This window comes from Micromonospora sp. NPDC050397 (assembly GCF_044901685.1).
Lineage (GTDB): Bacteria > Actinomycetota > Actinomycetes > Mycobacteriales > Micromonosporaceae > Micromonospora_G.
Window position 1 is genome coordinate 32,094 of the sequence record NZ_JBJDPS010000017.1, and the last position, 16,582, is coordinate 48,675.

Annotated in this window: 15 protein-coding genes and 1 pseudogene; 13 read left to right on the forward strand and 3 right to left on the reverse strand. The window is 71.9% G+C overall.

Features of this window, described 5'->3' with window-relative positions; all coding sequences use genetic code 11:
* Nucleotides 1-35: 35 nt before the first annotated feature.
* The 5 genes and pseudogenes from ACI2K4_RS31520 to rho all read left to right on the forward strand — a co-directional run.
* Nucleotides 36-1,262 (forward strand): annotated as a pseudogene (locus tag ACI2K4_RS31520) (MFS transporter); the annotation flags it as partial.
* A gap of 250 nt (nt 1,263-1,512) precedes the next feature.
* A complete protein-coding gene (locus tag ACI2K4_RS31525) occupies nt 1,513-2,370 on the forward strand; it encodes an SPFH domain-containing protein (RefSeq protein WP_404516547.1) in 858 nt (285 codons plus the stop codon).
* Nucleotides 2,371-2,384: 14 nt separating this feature from the next.
* Nucleotides 2,385-2,732 carry a hypothetical protein gene (locus tag ACI2K4_RS31530; RefSeq protein WP_404516549.1) on the forward strand — a complete coding sequence of 116 codons (348 nt, stop codon included), beginning with the start codon at nt 2,385-2,387 and terminating at the stop codon, nt 2,730-2,732.
* A gap of 83 nt (nt 2,733-2,815) precedes the next feature.
* Complete coding sequence (gene thrB / locus ACI2K4_RS31535; RefSeq protein WP_404516550.1) at nt 2,816-4,180, forward strand: homoserine kinase; 1,365 nt, start codon at nt 2,816-2,818, stop codon at nt 4,178-4,180.
* 296 nt (nt 4,181-4,476) lie between these two features.
* Entirely contained in the window at nt 4,477-6,384 is a 1,908-nt protein-coding gene (gene rho, locus ACI2K4_RS31540; RefSeq protein WP_404516551.1) for a transcription termination factor Rho, read from the forward strand.
* A 183-nt stretch (nt 6,385-6,567) separates the two neighbouring features.
* On the opposite strand, the gene ACI2K4_RS31545 is transcribed toward rho, so the two are convergent.
* Both ACI2K4_RS31545 and ACI2K4_RS31550 read right to left on the reverse strand, forming a co-directional pair.
* The gene (locus ACI2K4_RS31545; protein ID WP_404516553.1) at nt 6,568-7,464 is read right to left on the reverse strand and encodes an AAA family ATPase; all 897 of its coding nucleotides are present in this window, start codon (nt 7,462-7,464) and stop codon (nt 6,568-6,570) included.
* Between the two features lie 3 nt (nt 7,465-7,467).
* On the reverse strand, nt 7,468-8,559 hold the full coding sequence (locus ACI2K4_RS31550; protein ID WP_404516554.1) for an RNA ligase: 1,092 nt from the start codon (nt 8,557-8,559) through the stop codon (nt 7,468-7,470).
* 213 nt (nt 8,560-8,772) lie between these two features.
* Between ACI2K4_RS31550 and rpmE the strand changes: the two genes are divergently transcribed.
* The gene (gene rpmE, locus ACI2K4_RS31555) at nt 8,773-8,997 is read left to right on the forward strand and encodes a 50S ribosomal protein L31 (protein ID WP_121156762.1); all 225 of its coding nucleotides are present in this window, start codon (nt 8,773-8,775) and stop codon (nt 8,995-8,997) included.
* A gap of 138 nt (nt 8,998-9,135) precedes the next feature.
* A complete protein-coding gene (prfA, locus tag ACI2K4_RS31560) occupies nt 9,136-10,224 on the forward strand; it encodes a peptide chain release factor 1 (protein ID WP_404516555.1) in 1,089 nt (362 codons plus the stop codon).
* 65 nt (nt 10,225-10,289) lie between these two features.
* Here the strand turns inward: prfA and ACI2K4_RS31565 are convergent, their stop codons facing one another.
* Nucleotides 10,290-11,849, reverse strand: a complete 1,560-nt coding sequence (locus tag ACI2K4_RS31565) for a GGDEF domain-containing protein (RefSeq protein ID WP_404516556.1) — start codon at nt 11,847-11,849, stop codon at nt 10,290-10,292.
* 73 nt (nt 11,850-11,922) lie between these two features.
* Between ACI2K4_RS31565 and prmC the strand changes: the two genes are divergently transcribed.
* The 6 genes from prmC to ACI2K4_RS31595 all read left to right on the forward strand — a co-directional run bounded on the left by prmC (nt 11,923) and on the right by ACI2K4_RS31595 (nt 16,581).
* Complete coding sequence (prmC, locus tag ACI2K4_RS31570) at nt 11,923-12,900, forward strand: peptide chain release factor N(5)-glutamine methyltransferase (RefSeq protein ID WP_404516557.1); 978 nt, start codon at nt 11,923-11,925, stop codon at nt 12,898-12,900.
* Nucleotides 12,900-13,544 carry an L-threonylcarbamoyladenylate synthase gene (locus ACI2K4_RS31575; RefSeq protein WP_404516673.1) on the forward strand — a complete coding sequence of 215 codons (645 nt, stop codon included), beginning with the start codon at nt 12,900-12,902 and terminating at the stop codon, nt 13,542-13,544. The genes prmC and ACI2K4_RS31575 overlap by 1 nt, the downstream gene beginning before the upstream one ends.
* Nucleotides 13,545-14,168, forward strand: coding sequence for a phosphotyrosine protein phosphatase (locus ACI2K4_RS31580; RefSeq protein WP_404516559.1), 624 nt, complete (start codon nt 13,545-13,547; stop codon nt 14,166-14,168). It abuts the gene before it with no gap.
* Between the two features lie 124 nt (nt 14,169-14,292).
* Nucleotides 14,293-15,570, forward strand: coding sequence for a serine hydroxymethyltransferase (gene glyA / locus ACI2K4_RS31585; RefSeq protein WP_404516560.1), 1,278 nt, complete (start codon nt 14,293-14,295; stop codon nt 15,568-15,570).
* A gap of 202 nt (nt 15,571-15,772) precedes the next feature.
* Nucleotides 15,773-16,189 (forward strand): hypothetical protein, encoded by a 417-nt coding sequence (locus tag ACI2K4_RS31590; RefSeq protein ID WP_404516674.1) that lies wholly within the window; start codon nt 15,773-15,775, stop codon nt 16,187-16,189.
* A gap of 149 nt (nt 16,190-16,338) precedes the next feature.
* Nucleotides 16,339-16,581 (forward strand): AtpZ/AtpI family protein, encoded by a 243-nt coding sequence (locus tag ACI2K4_RS31595; RefSeq protein WP_404516561.1) that lies wholly within the window; start codon nt 16,339-16,341, stop codon nt 16,579-16,581.
* Nucleotide 16,582: the final 1 nt, after the last annotated feature.

Below are 16,582 nucleotides of genomic sequence, written 5' to 3' on the forward strand. Positions count from 1 at the left end.
TGTGGCGTCGCGGGGCGCGGGTAGGGTGCCGGTACGTGTCGTCGTCTCCGCTGCGGGTGCTCGCCCGAAACCGTGACTTCCGGAACCTCTTCCTCGCCCAACTGGTGGTGTTCGGCTCCGACTGGTTCGTCATGGTGCCGCTGCTGGTGCTGTTGCCCCAGCTCACCGGCAGTGGGGTCTGGGGCGCTCTGGTGCTTGCCGTCGACACCGGCCTGACCGCGCTGATGCTGCCGTACAGCGGCATGATCGCCGACCGGATCGACCGCAAGAAGATCATGATGGTGGCGAACCTGAGCGCGCTGGCCGCGATCCTGCTGCTGCTCGGGGTGCGTAGCGCCGGCACCGCCTGGCTGGCACTGGTAGCGGTCGGTGCGGTCGCGGTGTCGAAGGCGTTCTACTCGCCCGCCGCACAGGCGGCCCTGCCGAACGTGCTGGCACCGGAGGACCTCGCCACCGGCAACTCGGTCGCCGGTGCGGCCTGGGGCACGATGGCGGTGGTCGGGGCGTCGCTCGGCGGGCTGCTCAGCGAGGCCGTCGGTCCGTACGCCTGCTTCTGGATCGCGGCGGTGGCGCTCGCCGTCGCCGCCGGCCTGGCCGGGCTGATCCGCCGTCCGTTGCAGGCTCCGCGCGACCACGCCGAGCCGACGCAGCGGGGTTGGGCGGCGCTCGGCGAGGCGCTGCGTTACATTTCGGCCCGGCCCCGGCTGCGGGCCCTGGTCACGGTGAAGTCGGCGGTCGGCCTCGGCAACGGCGTGCTGACCGTGTTCCCGCTGCTGGCCGGCGTGTACGGCGTCGGCGCGCTCGGCGCCGGCCTGCTCTTCGCCGCCCGGGGAGCCGGGGCACTCGCCGGCCCGGTGCTGATGCGCCGGGTGCTGACCCGGCGGTCCTGGCTGCTGCCGGGGCTGGCGCTCTCGATGTCCGGCTACGGGTTGGCCTATCTCGGCGTCTCGTTGGTCAACTGGTTCCCGCTGGTCCTGGCCCTGATCTTTGTCGCGCACTTCGCCGGCGGCAGCAACTGGGTGCTCTCCAACTTCGCGCTCCAGGGCGAGGTGCCGGACCGGTTGCGGGGCCGGGTCTTCGCCACCGACCTGATGCTCGCCACGTTCGCCATCTCGATCAGCCAGCTCGCGGTCGCCGCGATCGTGGACCACGTCGACGAGCGGGTGGTGCTCGCCGGCTGTGGCCTGGTCACCGTGGTCTACGCGGTCGGCTGGCGGATAGCCACCCGCCGGCTCTCGCTGAGCAGTCCCGACGCCGAGCCGGTCGCTGGGGCGGTCGAGCAGGTCACCGGGGCGGTCGGGCCGGTCGCCGGTTCGGTCGGGCTGGTCGCCGGGGCGGTCGAGCCGGTTGCCGGGGCGGCTGGGCTGGTCGTCGGGGCGGAGTCTGAGCCGGTCGAGGGCCGTCCGGCGTAGCCGGGTTTCTGTCGGCATTCTGCGCGTACCGGTCCGGCCATTGCCAGGTGGTCGATGGATCGCTATCTTAGTGATATCACTTTGCTAGCGAGGAGATGTCATGGAGCGAGCCGTCTTCCGAATGTCCGGTTTCCTCATGGTCGGTTTGCTGCTGGTGCTCGCGGGTGCCGCCGCCGGTGCGGTCGCCGCCAGCGGCGCGGAGGCGACCGCGCTCATCGCGACCGCCGTCGGCTACCTCGTGGTGCTTGCCGTCGTGGCCACCGGCTTCATCATCGTCAACCCCAACAACGCGCAGGTCATCCAGTTCTTCGGGCGCTACCTCGGCACCATCCGGGAGGCCGGGTTCCACTGGACCTGGCCGCTGACCGCGCGCACCGAGGTGACCCTGCGGGTGCGCAACTTCGAGACGGCGAGGCTGAAGGTCTCCGACGCGGACGGCAACCCGGTCGAGATCGCTGCCGTGGTGGTGTGGCGGGTGGTCGACGCGGCAAAGGCGACCTTCGCCGTCGACGACCACGTGGAGTACGTCGCCGTACAGGCCGAGGCGGCGGTCCGGCACCTGGCCACCAGCTACCCGTACGAGGCGCACGACTCGGGTCGGGCCAGCCTGCGCGACAGTGCCGTGGTCAGTGACGAGTTGACGCACGAGCTGCGGGAACGGTCCGAACTCGCCGGTGTCGAGGTGCTCGAGTCGCGTACCACTCACCTGGCCTACGCTCCGGAGATCGCCCAGGCGATGCTGGCCCGGCAGCAGGCGAGCGCGATCGTCGGGGCCCGGTTCAAAATTGTCGAGGGTGCGGTCGGCATGGTCTCCAGTGCTCTGGAGCGGCTGCGCGAGGAGCACGTGGTCGAACTCGACGAGGAGCGCAAGGCACAGATGGTGGCGAACCTGCTCGTCGTACTCTGCGGAGACCGGGCGGCCCAGCCGGTGGTCAACGCCGGGTCTCTCTACAGCTAGAGGCGGTCCGGCTGATGGCCGAACGCAAGAAACTCCTGCTCCGACTGGATCCGCAGGTGTACGACACCATCGCCCGCTGGGCCGCCGACGACCTGCGCAGCGTCAACGCCCAGATCGAGTACGCGCTCCGGCTCGCCCTTCGTACGGTCGGCCGCCAGCCTCGGCCGTCGGCTGGCTCGGCTGGCTCGGCTGACTCGGCTGACTCGGCTGGCTCGGCTGACCGTAGCGGCTCGGCCGGCTCGGCTGACCGTACCGGCTCGGCCGGCTCGGCCGGCTCGGCTGACCGTAGCGAAGCCGGCGACCGTACCGAATCGGACTCCCCGGCCGGTTCGGACCCGCCGGTCGGGGAGTCCGACGAGTAGCGAACGTGGCGACTCGCCGTCCGAATGCTGATCACGTGCGGGCGACCGGCAGTTGTGCCGGCCGCCCGCTCTAGCATGTCCGGATGGGGTTGTCCTTCGTTTCCGAGCCGGTCCGGGTGCGGGTGCCCGCGACCAGCGCCAACCTCGGGCCCGGCTTCGACGCGCTAGGTCTCGCGTTGGCGTTGCACGACGAGGTCGGCGCCCGGGTGGCACCCCGAGGCTGCCAGGTCACCGTGACCGGGGCCGGCGCCGGCGAGCTTCCCGAAGACGACACCCACCTGGTCGTACGCGCCATGCGCGCCACCTTCGACCTGCTCGGCGGCCAGCCGACCGGGCTGGCCCTGGACTGCCTCAACCGGATTCCCCAGGCCCGTGGACTGGGCTCGTCGTCGGCCGCGATCGTCGCCGGGGTGGCACTGGCGAGGGCGCTCGTGGTCGACGGTGACGAGCGGCTCGACGACGCGGGCGCGCTCCGGCTGGCGGCCGAGATCGAGGGACATCCGGACAACGTCGCGCCCTGCCTGCTCGGCGGCTTTACCATCGCCTGGACCGAGAGCCCGGCTCGGGCCGGCATCCCGACTCGGACCGACATCCCGACTCGGACCGACACCCCGACTCGGACCGACACCCCGGCCGGGACTGGAACTCCGGCCCGGACTGAGACCCCGGCCTGGACTGCGGGCGCCGTGAGCGGATCTTCCGATACGCCTGCGACCAGTGTGAACAGCGTGAGCGCCGTGACCAGCGGGACCACTTCGGGTGCCGGGACTCGATCGACGTTCGGGGCCCGATCGACCGACGCGGCTTCTCCGGCTGGCGGGGCTGGATCGGTTGACGGGGCGCGATCGGTCGGCGAGGCCGGACCGGTGGAAGGGGCGGGATCGCTCGCTGGAGCTGGATCGGTGGACGGGACGCGATCGGTGGACGGGACGCGATCGGTCGGCGGGGCTGGATCGGTCGGCGGGGTGGGATTGGTCGGTGGGGCGCGGGCGGTCGTGCTGCGGCCGGCGCCCGAGATCGCGCCGGTTCTCTTCGTGCCGGAGGAACGCGGGCTGACCTCGGTGGCCCGCGCGTCGCTGCCGGCGACGGTGCCGCACGCCGACGCCGCGAGCAACGCCGGACGGGCGGCTCTGCTGGTGTACGCACTCACCGCCGACCCGTCCCTGCTCTACGCCGCGACCGAGGACCGGCTGCACCAGGACTACCGCGCGGCCGGGATGCCGGGCACCGCCGCCCTGCTCAGCGCCCTGCGTGGGGCTGGTGTGGCCGCCGTGGTCAGTGGTGCCGGCCCGACCGTGCTGGCGCTCTCGACGCCCCCGGCCGGCTTCGACCCGGGAATGGGCTGGTCGGTCCGCTTGTTGCCAGTAGACGTGACCGGCGCCCTGGTTGATAGGGTTAGACTTGGACACGCCGAGCGGGACCCTGTTGCCGCAGGTCGGAAGAGTTGATTACGCTCTAGACTTAGCACAGCCGCGAAGCATGCGATCTCCTGCGGGTCGGTGCACCCCCGAAGCTTTCGGCGGTTAGCCCGTCTCACCCTTGCCTAGGCCCACGCCGCACCGCAGTTTTTCCAACCGGTCGCCGCAGACGGCGAGACTGCTCACCGACGTTGGTGAGTCGGAAAAACCGGCTGCTGTGTTACAGACTCCCGTTACGCGCGACGCGAGGCGGGTGTACCGAGGCCGCCCGGCCACCTTGTTAGTCGATCCCGGGCAGCCCCGGCCTTATCGAGGGAAGGAATCCATTGAGCGACACCACCGACGTGACGTCGGATGTTTCCAACGTCGCTGGCGAAGCCACCGCGGGTCCCGTCCGTCGCCGCCGGACTGGCACCGGCCTGTCGGCCATGCTGCTGCCGGAGCTGCAGAGCCTGGCCGCGTCGCTCGGCATCTCCGGCACCGCCCGGATGCGTAAGGGCGAGCTGATCAGCGCTATCTCCGAGCGACAGGGCGGCGCCGCCGCGGGTAGCCCGCCGCGTCCCCGGGCCGAGGTTGCGGCCGCGGCCGCCCCGGCGCGTGATGAGGTACGCGCCGAGGTGCGCGACAACACCGAACGGCGTGGCGCGGACGAGTCCCCGGCCCCGGCGACCGCCGAGCCGACCGGACGCGAGCGCTCCTCCCGTCGGTCCAGCCGTGCCGCCGCGGCCAACGCCGCCGCCCCCACGGCGGCCGAGCCCAAGGCCGAGGAGCCTGCGGCGGAGAGCACCGACCGCGCCGAGCGGGGCGAGTCCCGCGGCGGTCGGGAGCGCGACCGGGCCGAGCGTGGCGACCGGGCCGAGCGCAACGACCGGGCCGAGCGCGGTCAGCGCAACGGTGACCGGAACAACGAGCGCGGCAGCGACCGGAACGCCGAGCGGGGCAACGACCGGAACAACGAGCGCAACGACGACGGCGACGACGACGGCGAGAACGGTGGCCGTCGCAGCCGCCGGAGCCGCTTCCGGGACCGGCGGCGGGGCCGCAACGACCGCCCCGAGGGCACCGAGCAGACCGGGGGCCGCGAGCCCCAGGTCAACGAGGACGACGTGCTCGTCCCGGTGGCCGGCATCATCGACGTGCTCGACAACTACGCCTTCGTACGGACCACCGGCTACCTTTCCGGCCCGAACGACGTCTATGTGTCGATGTCCCAGGTCAAGAAGTACGGCCTGCGTCGCGGTGACGCGGTCACCGGCGCGGTCCGCGCGGCCCGGGACGGCGAGCAGCGGCGGGACAAGTACAACCCGCTGGTACGGCTCGACACGATCAACGGGATGGAGCCGGACGAGGCGAAGCGGCGGCCGGAGTTCTACAAGCTGACCCCGCTCTACCCGCAGGAACGGCTCCGCCTGGAGACCGAGCCGCACATCCTCACCACCCGGGTGATCGACCTGGTGATGCCGATCGGCAAGGGCCAGCGGGCGCTCATCGTCTCCCCGCCGAAGGCGGGTAAGACCATGGTGTTGCAGGCGATCGCGAACGCGATCACCCACAACAACCCGGAGTGCCACCTGATGGTGGTGCTGGTCGACGAGCGGCCCGAAGAGGTCACCGACATGCAGCGCTCGGTCAAGGGCGAGGTCATCGCGGCCACGTTCGACCGGCCGCCGCAGGACCACACCACGGTCGCCGAGCTGGCGATCGAGCGGGCCAAGCGCCTGGTCGAGCTCGGCCACGACGTGGTCGTACTGCTCGACTCGGTGACCCGGCTCGGTCGGTCGTACAACCTGGCCGCGCCGGCCAGCGGCCGGATCATGTCCGGTGGTATCGACTCGACGGCGCTCTACCCGCCGAAGCGGTTCCTGGGTGCGGCCCGCAACATCGAGAACGGCGGCTCGCTGACCATCCTCGCCACCGCGCTGGTGGAGACCGGATCCATGATGGACACGGTCATCTTCGAGGAGTTCAAGGGCACCGGCAACGCGGAGCTGAAGCTGGACCGGAAGATCGCCGACAAGCGGGTCTTCCCGGCCATCGACATCCACCCGTCCGGCACCCGTAAGGAAGAGATCCTGCTCGCGCCGGAGGAGCTGGCGATCACGCACAAGCTCCGCAAGGTGCTGCACTCGCTGGACTCGCAGGCGGCACTGGACCTGCTGCTGGACCGGCTCAAGCAGAGCCGTACCAACATCGAGTTCCTGATGCAGATCGCGAAGTCGACCCCGGGGGAGTAGTCCGCCGCGACACGACAGCGAAAGGGCACGGCCGCTACCGGCCGTGCCCTTCGTCGTACGCCCCTCCCGGCCGCCCCCGCCCCCCGCACCAACTCCCCACCTCAGCTCGCGCTGCCCCGCCCGCAGGTTAGGAAGGGCCCCTTCCTATACAAAAAGCGATAACAAGGGGCCCTTCCTTACACCTCAGAAGTTGCCTTCGGCTACTTGGAAGACGGTCAGGCCGAGGGCGCGCCACATGCGGACCACCTGCATCCGGTCGTCGAAGACGCCGACCACCCGGTAGTGCGGGTGAATGTCCCGCTCGAAGATCTCCCGCTTGACCACCGCGTCCTTGCGGCTGTCGCCGTACGGGCGCATGTGCAGGGCCAGGTACGGCACCGCCACGTGCAGGTCGAGCCAGGCTTCGGTCTCGGCTCGGCAGGAGTCGTCCCGACCGGAGCAGAAGACGATGCCGTAGCCGGCCGAGTGCATCGCCCGTACGGCGGCGATGACGGGTGCGTTCGGCAGGTCGTCGCCGACCCGGCTCATGTCGTACGGGCTGCGGTCGCCCATCAGCGCCACGGTTCCGTCGATGTCGACCAGCACGATCTCGGGTACGTCGGCCGTCGGCCGGTAGACCGTGGCCGGGCCGCCCGGCTGCACGTACGGCACCGGCAGGGGCAGGTTGCGCCCGGCCAGGTACCGCTCGTGCATCCGCCGGATCGCCGGCTCGCCGACCCGGTCGACCTCCGGCCGCTCGGCGTCGCGCCGGACGCACTCGTCCACCGGCACGTCGGTGAAGTCGTGCACCTCCAGCGTGGCGCCGAACCGGGCGCCGAGTTCGGCCCAGTCCCGTACGGTCTTCGACCGCAGGTTGGTGTCGTCCACGCAGATGTCGACCTTGGCCTGGAGCAGCGCCTCGACCTGTGCCCGCTGCGCGGCGGTCACCTGCCCCTCGGCCCACTGGGTGAACAGCCGGCTGCCGTGCAGCATGCGCCGCAGGTCGTCGCGGTTGACCCGGACCACGCCCGGCTGGAGCTTGCGGGCGAAGGTGGTCTTGCCGGAGGCGGGCAGCCCCCGGGTGAGGATCAGTCGGGTCATCGTTCACTCCGGGTTGTGCGGGGTGCGGTCGCCGGCCGGCTTGGCCCGCTGCCAGAGCAGCGAGCGGTAGTCCTTGCCGTCGAGCCGGAGGAAGAGGGCGGCGCGTTCCGGGTGGGCCAGTGCCGCCCCGGCGAAGTCGCGCCGGGTCCAGCCGTCCGGCAGCCCGGCGACGATCTCACCGTACGTGGTCTCGATCGCGGCGGCGTGGGCGTCGACGGCCTCGACCAGCCCCTCCGCGACCCGCTCCACCCAGTCGCGGAACTCGTCCGGCAGCGGCTCGACCAGCGTGGTCAGGCTGCCGCCGTGGGCCAGGATCTCCCAGACCGTACGGGCGCTCAGGCCGAACACCAGCCGGTGCAGGCGTACGTAGTCGGCGTACTTGACCTTCACCCGCTGGTCGGTGTCCGGCCAGTGCACGATCAGGCCCTCCCGGTTGTCCCGGGGCGGCGCGGCCAGTGCCTCGGCGAGGGTCCGGTAGGGCAGCTCGTCGACCACCGGACCGGGCCACCGCGGGACCGCCGCCGGCCCGTGGCTGTGGCCGGTATCGATCTCCACCGCGCCGAGCAGGACCAGGTCGTCCAGGCCGACGTAGTCGAGCACGATCCGGTTCGCCGGATAGATGATCTCGACCAGCACGGTCAGGCCGGGTGGCGGGACAAATCCGGGGTAGCGGGCGCGCAGCAGCGCGGTGGCGTGCCGGGCCTGGTCCGAGGTGAACGAGCCCCGGGTGGCCACCGCGTACCCGTCCGGGGTCGGATAGATCACACCGAGCGAGCCGTCGGCCTTGTCCGTCACCGTGGCCGGCGCGTCGAGCCGGAGGTCCGGCGCCTGGGCCTGGTCGTGGTTGAAGAACTTCGGGTACGGCCGGGCCACCACCGTGCCGGTCACGTCGTCCACGATCAGCCCCCGACAGGCCAGCGTCACCGGTGTCCACGCCCCGGCGTAACTCGCCGCCTCGGTGTAGTTGTAGACGCTCAACGGCAGCTCGGGGTGGCGTTGAGCGCGCACCTGGCCCTCGGCGAGCGCGGCGGCCAGGGCCGAGGGGTCGAAGAGATGGGCGAGCGGGACACCGGGTACGTGGACAGGGGCGGTCACGGGGTGTGCCTTCCGGCGGGAGGGGAATGCGTAGGGGTGCGCACACGTTAACCACCACGGATCCGGTGTGCAGCCCGATTTAGGGGTGGGTCGAGGCCCATGGCACACTGGTCAATCGGCCACCGGTTCCGGTTCACGCCCGAGCGCGCCACGCGATCGTGACGAGCGGTGACGGCGACCCGGCGACCACTTGACGAAAGGGACCGAGGCGACATGAAGCCCAATATCCACCCGGAATACGTCACCACCGAGGTGACCTGTTCCTGCGGTAGCACCTTCACCACCCGCAGCACCGCCAAGGGCGGCTCGATCCACGTCGAGACCTGCAGCGCCTGCCACCCGTTCTACACCGGTAAGCAGCGCGTTCTCGACACCGCCGGCCGGGTTGCGAAGTTCCAGCAGAAGTACGCCAAGGTTCAGGCCAAGAAGGCCAAGTAGCTGCGTCGACGGCGCCCGCGTCCCGGTTCGTACCGGGTCGCGGGCGCCGTCCGTATCTGCCCGCGGAAGACCCCGTCTTCGCGGTTCCCCCGGCCGGAACCGGCCGCGTTCCCCCGGTCGTCCTAAGGAGTACGGGCAATGAGCAGTGAGCGGTTGGCTGGACTCCTCGACGAGTACGCGGAGCTGGAGAAGCGGCTCGCCGATCCGGCCATCCACGCCGACCAGGCCGTCGCCCGTCGGGTCGGTCGCCGGTTCGCCGAGCTGACCCCGATCCACAAGGCGGCCGGCGAACTGGAGCAGGTCCGTTCCGACCTCGACGCGGCCCGGGAGCTCTCCGCCGAGGACGCCTCCTTCGCCGCCGAGGCGGAGACGCTGGCCGCCGCCCTGCCCGCGCTGGAGCAGCGGCTCGCCGAACTGCTCGCGCCCCGCGACCCGCACGACGCCAAGGACGTGATCCTGGAGATCAAGGCGGGTGAGGGCGGGGACGAGTCCGCCCTCTTCGCCGGTGACCTGCTGCGGATGTACACCCGGTACGCCGAACGGCACGGCTGGGTGACCGAGGTGCTCGAGGTACAGGACTCCGACCTCGGCGGGGTGAAGGACATCTCGCTCGCGGTCAAGACCAAGGGCGTACCGGAGGGTGGCAACGGCGTCTGGTCCCGGCTGAAGTGGGAGGGCGGCGTGCACCGGGTGCAGCGGGTGCCGGTCACCGAGTCCCAGGGCCGGATCCACACCAGCGCCGCCGGGGTCCTGGTGCTGCCGGAGGCGGAGGACGTCGACGTCACCATCGACCCGAACGAGCTGCGGATCGACGTGTTCCGTTCGTCCGGTCCCGGCGGCCAGTCGGTCAACACCACCGACTCGGCGGTCCGGATCACCCACCTGCCGACCGGGATCGTCGTCTCCTGCCAGAACGAGAAGAGTCAGCTCCAGAACCGCGAGCAGGCGATGCGGATCCTGCGGGCCCGGCTGCTCGCCGCCGCCCAGGAGCAGGCCGACGCGGCCGCGTCCGACGCCCGCCGCTCGCAGGTGCGTACGGTCGACCGCTCCGAGCGGATCCGCACCTACAACTACCCGCAGAACCGGATCACCGACCACCGGATCGGCTACACCGCCTACAACCTCGACCTGGTGCTCGCGGGCGACCTGGAGGCGGTCCTTGGCGCGCTCACCGAGGCGGACCGGGCCGCCAGGCTGGCCGGCGAGAGCGAGCTCTCCCGCCGCTGACCCAGTGTTAGGAAGGGCCCCTTCCTATACAAAAAGCGATAACAGGGGGCCCTTCCTTACCTCGGTCAGGGCAGTGGGGCGCGGGGGCGGGTGGTTTTGGCGCGGAGCATCTCGCGATCGGCGATCTTGAAGGCGGTGCCGAGGGCGTCCCGCAGGCCGGTGCCGGTCCCGCTCACCTCGGCGAAGCCGACGCTGACCCCGACCGGGGTGCCGGGCACCAGCGAGGCCCAGTCCTCGGCCTGCACCGCCGAGCTGATCCGGCGGCCGACCTCCTCGGCCTCGGCCATGCCGGCGCTCGGCAGCACCACCACGAACTCGTCACCGCCGAACCGGGCGACGAAGTCACCGCGCCGCATCACCCGGTTGATCACCCCGGCGACGCGTTGCAGCACCAGGTCACCGGAGTGGTGGCCGTGCGCGGTGTTGACCGCCTTGAAGCCGTCGAGGTCGCAGACCCCGATCACGGCCCGCTCGCCCCGGCCGACCATCGTCGCGATGTAGCGCTCCAACCGGCGCCGGTTGGGCAGGCCGGTGAGCGGGTCGGTGAGCGCCTCGTCCTCGTACCGGGCCGCCTCGCGGCGCAGCTCCTCGTGGTCGATCCGGGCCGCGATGCCGTCCACGTAGACATCCCGCAGCCGGTCGTTGCGCTGGGCCGCGAGCCGGAACGCGAACCGGTCCGCCCGGTGGGCGGCCGGGTGGTCACCGGCCCGGCTGTACGCCAGACTGCGCAGCCGGGCGTGCTCGGCCGCGCCGAGCGTCTCGGCGGCGACGGTGACCCGTTCCAGCCGGGTCATCGCCTCGATCGGCCGTCCGGCCGCGATCGCCAGACACGCCTCGCCGAGCTGGCGCATGTCCCGGGCGCGGGCGCTGTCCCCGCCCTGGCCGAGCAGTGCGGTCGCGGAGATGCCCGGCGGCAGTTCGGTCGGCTCGCCGAGCGCGGCCCGACGGGCGACCGCGTAGCCGTACGCCACCAGGCTGCTCGGGCGGAGCCGGTCCCGACCGCCGATCGAGACGAACCGGTCCAGGTCACCGCCGATGTCCCGGAGCACCCGCAGGCAGCCGTCGCTGTCGCCGTGGTGGTCCAGGGTGACCGCGTTGCGCAGCCGGATCCCGGGCGCCGCGAAGGTCTCGTCCGGAATCCCGGCGGCGGCGCCGAGCTGTCGGGCGCGTTCGATCGCGGCCAGGGCGTAACCGTGGAAGCTGAGGTACGAGTAGGCCATCGCCAGGTCGTGCCAGCCCCACGCGGTCTCCCGGTCCGGGTCGTCCACCGCGGTCAGCGCCTGGGCGCTGCGGACCAGGTGGGTGACGCAGCGGTCGAGCGCGCCGTGGTCGTGCGCGGCGAGCGCGGCCAGCGCGTGCAGGTGCCCGTGCAGGTACGGCTCGGTCAGGTCACGGGCGGCCTCGAAGGCCCGCTCGACCGCGCTGGTGTACTCGGCGGTCCGGCCCAGGTTGATCAGGGCGGAGAGGCGCTGGACCAGCGCGTCGGCCCGGGTGTAGGGGTCCTCGGTGGTCCCGATGACCTGTTCGAAGGTCTGACACGCCGCCGCGGACCGGCCGCCCTCCATCAGGGCACGGGCGTGCATGAGGACCTCGGCCTGGTCTTTGACCTGGTCGAGCCAGCTCACGCGGAACCTCCTACGAATCGCGGACGGCCGGCACCCGTCACCGGTGCCAGGTCCGACGTCCCATGATTATGGCGTGACAGATTTCCTGGAGCAGCCCGCCGAAGGGTCAGAACGGTTGCGGCCCTCGGTCGCGGTCGCCGACGCGACCGGGGTGCTGACCGCCGCCGGGATCGAACCGGCCCGGGCCGAGGCGGAACTGCTGGCCGCGTACGTGCTGGACACCTCGCGTGGGCGGCTGGCGCTGACCGCCCGGCTCACCCTCGCCCAACTGGAGCGTTACCGCGAACTCGTGGCCCGGCGGGCGGCCCGTGAACCGTTGCAGCACCTGCTCGGCTCGGCCCCGTTCCGCTATCTCGAACTGGCGGTCGGGCCCGGCGTCTTCGTGCCCCGGCCGGAGACCGAACTGCTCGCCGGTTGGGGCGTGGACGCGGTTCGGGTCCTGGCAGGTGGGACGGGAGGGTCCGGTGCGGCCGGTGATCCGATCGTGATCGACCTGTGCAGCGGCAGCGGTGCGATCGCGCTGGCCGTCGCCGAGGAGGTGCCGGGTGCCCGGGTGGTGGCGGTCGAGCGTTCCGTCGAGGCGCTGGTCTGGCTGCGTCGCAACGCCGCCGAGCGGGCCGCCGCCGGGGACCGGCCGATCGAGGTGGTGGCCGGCGACGTGACCGATCCGGGTCTGCTGGCCGAGTTGACCGGTCGGGTGGACGTACTGCTCTGCAACCCGCCGTACGTTCCGGAGGCGACCGCCGTACCGCCGGAGGTGGCCGACCACGACCCGGCGGAGGCGGTCTTCGGTGGGGCGGACGGTCTGGCGGTGATCCGGCCGGTGCTGGACCGCGCCGCGGTGCTGCTGCGCCCCGGCGGGCTGCTCGGCATCGAGCACGATGACACCCACGCCGAGGCGGTGCCGGCGCTGCTGCGCGCGCACGGCCGCTTCGAGGAGGTACGCGACCATCCCGACCTCGCTGGTCGGGCCCGCTTCGTTACCGCCCGCCGGTCCGGCGGCACCCGTGCCGACGACGCCGCTCCGGCGTGGCAGACTGGCTCCTCGTGATGCTCTACGACTGCCGGTCCCTGGCCGAGCGTGACCGTGGGATCGCCGCCGCGATCGAGGCGGTCAAGAACGGCGAACTGATCGTCCTGCCGACGGACACGGTCTACGGGGTCGGCGCCGACGCGTTCACGCCGTACGCGGTCACCGCGATGCTCAACGCCAAGGGCCGGGGCCGCAACGTGCCGTCGCCGGTCCTGGTCGGCTCCCGGCACACCCTCGACGGGCTGGTCTTCACCCTGCCCCAGTCCGCCCGTGACCTGGTCGCGGCGTTCTGGCCGGGCGCGCTGACGATCATCGTGGAGCACTCGCCGAGCCTGCAGTGGGACCTCGGCGACACCTCCGGCACGGTCGCGGTGCGGATGCCGCTGCACCCGGTGGCGATCGAGGTGCTGCGCGAGACCGGCCCGATGGCGGTCTCCTCGGCCAACAAGCACGGGCAGCCGGCGGCGGTCACCGCCGAGGAGGCGCGCGACCAGCTCGGTTACGCGGTCCGGGCCTACCTGGAGGCCGGGCCGTGCCCGGATCCGGTGCCGAGCACGATCGTCGACCTGACCGGTGAGGCGCCCCGGGTGGTGCGCCAGGGCGCGATCCCGCTGGAGAAGCTGCGCGACGTCGTACCCGACCTCCAGGCGCAGGGGGCCTGAGTGCCGCCGTTCACCGTCCTGCACGTCTGCATGGGCAACATCTGTCGCTCGCCGATGGCCGAACGGCTGCTCGCCCACGCGATCCGGGAACGGCTCGCCAGACACGCCGACGGTGCGCCGGTCGACCAGGCACTCGCCGACGGGCTGCTGCACAGCCACAGCGCCGGCACCGGTGGCTGGCACGCGGGGGAGGAGATGAACCCGCCCGCCGCCCGCCAGGTGCGGCTGCGCGGCGGTGACGTCGAGGGTTTTGCCGCCCGCAAACTCCGGTCGGACCAGATCGACGCGGCCGACCTGGTGCTGACCGCCACCGCCGACCAACAGGAGTACGTCGTCGCGCTCCGCCCGGACGCGGTCGCCCGTACGTTCGTGCTCGGTGAGTTCGGCCGGCTGCTCGGCACCGTCGACCTCTCCCGGCTGCCGGCCTCGGCGGCCACCCCGGAGGGGGTGTACGCCCGGGGCGTGGCCCTGGTCGAGGCGGTGGACGCGGCCCGGCAGGGCGCCGAGCCGCTGCCGACGGACGACCTGGACGACCCGTGGGGGCGTGGCGACCAGTCCTTTCGCCGGGTCGCCGACGAGATCGAGGAGACGGTGGAACCGCTCGCCGCCACGCTGCTGCCCTGAGCGCGCCGGGCGGACGATCCCGGCGAGGCCGGTCGGGGCACGTCCCTGAGCAGGGCATGCGTGGATCACCCGGGCCTGCCTCCGTACACTCCAGTGCGGTGGCGCACCCGACGAGGAGACCACGATGAGCAAGTTCTTCGGCCCCGACTTCGACGAGTTGGCGGCCACCGACCCGGAGATCGCCGGCGTGGTGCTCGGTGAGCTGGACCGGCTGCGCGGCGGCCTGCAACTGATCGCCAGCGAGAACCTCACCTCACCGGCGGTGCTGGCCGCGCTCGGCTCGACCCTGACCAACAAGTACGCCGAGGGCTACCCCGGCCGCCGCTACTACGGCGGCTGCGCCGAGGTGGACCGGGCCGAGGAGATCGGCATCTCCCGGGCCAAGGAGCTGTTCGGCGCCGAGCACGCCAACCTGCAACCGCACTCCGGGGCGAGCGCGAACCTGGCCGCGTACGCGGCGCTGGTCCAGCCGGGTGACACGGTGCTGGCGATGGAGCTGCCGCACGGCGGCCACCTGACCCACGGCAGCCGGGTCAACTTCTCCGGCAAGTGGTTCGCGCCGGTCGGCTACACCGTCCGCCGGGACACCGAGTTGATCGACTACGACGAGGTGCGGGACCTGGCGATCGCGCACCGACCGAAGCTGATCATCTGTGGCGCCACCGCGTACCCACGGCTGATCGACTTCGCCCGGTTCCGGGAGATCGCCGACGAGGTGGGCGCGTACCTGATGGTGGACGCGGCCCACTTCATCGGCCTGGTGGCGGGCGGAGCCATCCCGTCCCCGGTCCCCTATGCCGACGTGGTCTGTTTCACCACCCACAAGGTTCTCCGGGGGCCGCGCGGCGGCATGATCCTGTGCCGGGAGTCGCTCGCCGAGCGGATCGACAAGGCGGTCTTCCCGTTCAGCCAGGGTGGGCCGTTGATGCACGCCGTCGCGGCGAAGGCGGTCGCCCTGCGCGAGGCCGCGCAACCGGAGTTCAAGGCGTACGCGACCCAGGTGGTCCGCAACGCCCAGGCGCTCGCCGCCGGGCTGGCCGCGGAGGGGATGCGGCCCGTCTCCGGCGGGACCGACACCCACCTGGCCCTGATCGACCTGCGCGAACTCGACGTCACCGGGCGGGACGCGGAGGAGCGGGCGGATCGAGCCACGATCACGCTGAACAAGAACGCGGTGCCGTACGACCCGCAGAAGCCGATGATCGCCTCCGGCATCCGGGTCGGTACGCCGAGCGTCACCACCCAGGGAATGCGGGAGGGCGAGATGCGGCAGATCGCCACGTTGATCTCACGAGCGGTCCGGGCCGACCCGGGCGCTCCCGGTGGCGCCGACACACTGACCACGGTCGCCCGCGACGTCGCGGAGCTGGTCGCCGAGTTCCCGGCGTACCCCCGTGGCTGAGCTGACGCGCGACCGGGCCCGGTCGGTCCCGGACGAGACCCCCGACGGGAACCCCGACGCCGCGGTCTCCGGCACCGAGGCCCCCGGCACCGAGACCCCCGGCGGCGCGGTCCCCGACCTCGGCACGCCGGACGTCGAGGGGGACGACGCGCCGGTCGGCGACGGCGCCGGCCCGACTCCGCCCACCGGTACCCGGTATCCGGTGCCGCCGGCCGATCGGCACTGGCGGCTGCGGCACCTGCCACCGCTGCTCGGTGCCTCGGCCGCGCTGATCGTGCTGGCCGCGCTGGTCGGTGGCCTGACCGTCGGTACGGCCGGCGCGCTCGGTGCGGCAATCGGCGTTGCCGTGGTCACGTTCAGTTACACATCGTCCACGCTGGTGGTTGCCTGGGCCGACTCGGTGGACCCGCAGCTCGTCCTTCCGTTCGGCCTCGCGATGTACGTGGCCAAATTCTCGGTGTTCGGCGTGTTGATGGCCGCCGCAGCGGCTACGGGCTGGCCAGGGCTGGTGCCGCTGGCGCTCGGACTCGCCGTCGGCGTGGCGGTCTGGACCGGAGTGCACATCTGGTGGATCAGTGCCGTTCACCTGCGACGGCTCGCCGAGACGACCAGCGCTTAAAAAACTGTCCGTGATCGGTCATTTCTTAGCGGGCCGAAGCGGAGTACCGTGCCTCCAGACGACGCTGCGCCCCAGAACGCCCACACACCACGGTTGTGCGGGGGGTGCCTCCTTGCCTCGTATTTCTGGCTGATATCGTTCGCCCCGTCATGGCCGGTGACCAAACCCCCCAACCCGCTGACGGCTCGGGCGACTATCCGCCGCCCAACGCCGGACAGGGATGGACCGCGCTCGCATACCTGATCGCAGGGATGGGGGTGTGGGGCCTCATCGGCTGGCTGGTCGACCGGTGGCTCGAAACCGATGGCGTCGCCATCGGGATCGGGGTAGTGCTCGGCGCGGCCGGGGGGATCTACCTGGTCATCCGCCGGCTCGGCGCGCCGCCTAACTAGG

Coding starts and splice junctions, on each gene's coding strand:
- ACI2K4_RS31525 (WP_404516547.1), top strand. CDS start 1,513: ATGGAGCGAGCCGTCTTCCGAATGTCCGGTTTCCTCATGGTCGGTTTG.
- ACI2K4_RS31530 (WP_404516549.1), top strand. CDS start 2,385: ATGGCCGAACGCAAGAAACTCCTGCTCCGACTGGATCCGCAGGTGTAC.
- thrB (WP_404516550.1), top strand. CDS start 2,816: ATGGGGTTGTCCTTCGTTTCCGAGCCGGTCCGGGTGCGGGTGCCCGCG.
- ACI2K4_RS31545 (WP_404516553.1), bottom strand. CDS start 7,464: ATGACCCGACTGATCCTCACCCGGGGGCTGCCCGCCTCCGGCAAGACC.
- rpmE (WP_121156762.1), top strand. CDS start 8,773: ATGAAGCCCAATATCCACCCGGAATACGTCACCACCGAGGTGACCTGT.
- prfA (WP_404516555.1), top strand. CDS start 9,136: ATGAGCAGTGAGCGGTTGGCTGGACTCCTCGACGAGTACGCGGAGCTG.
- ACI2K4_RS31575 (WP_404516673.1), top strand. CDS start 12,900: ATGCTCTACGACTGCCGGTCCCTGGCCGAGCGTGACCGTGGGATCGCC.
- glyA (WP_404516560.1), top strand. CDS start 14,293: ATGAGCAAGTTCTTCGGCCCCGACTTCGACGAGTTGGCGGCCACCGAC.
- ACI2K4_RS31595 (WP_404516561.1), top strand. CDS start 16,339: ATGGCCGGTGACCAAACCCCCCAACCCGCTGACGGCTCGGGCGACTAT.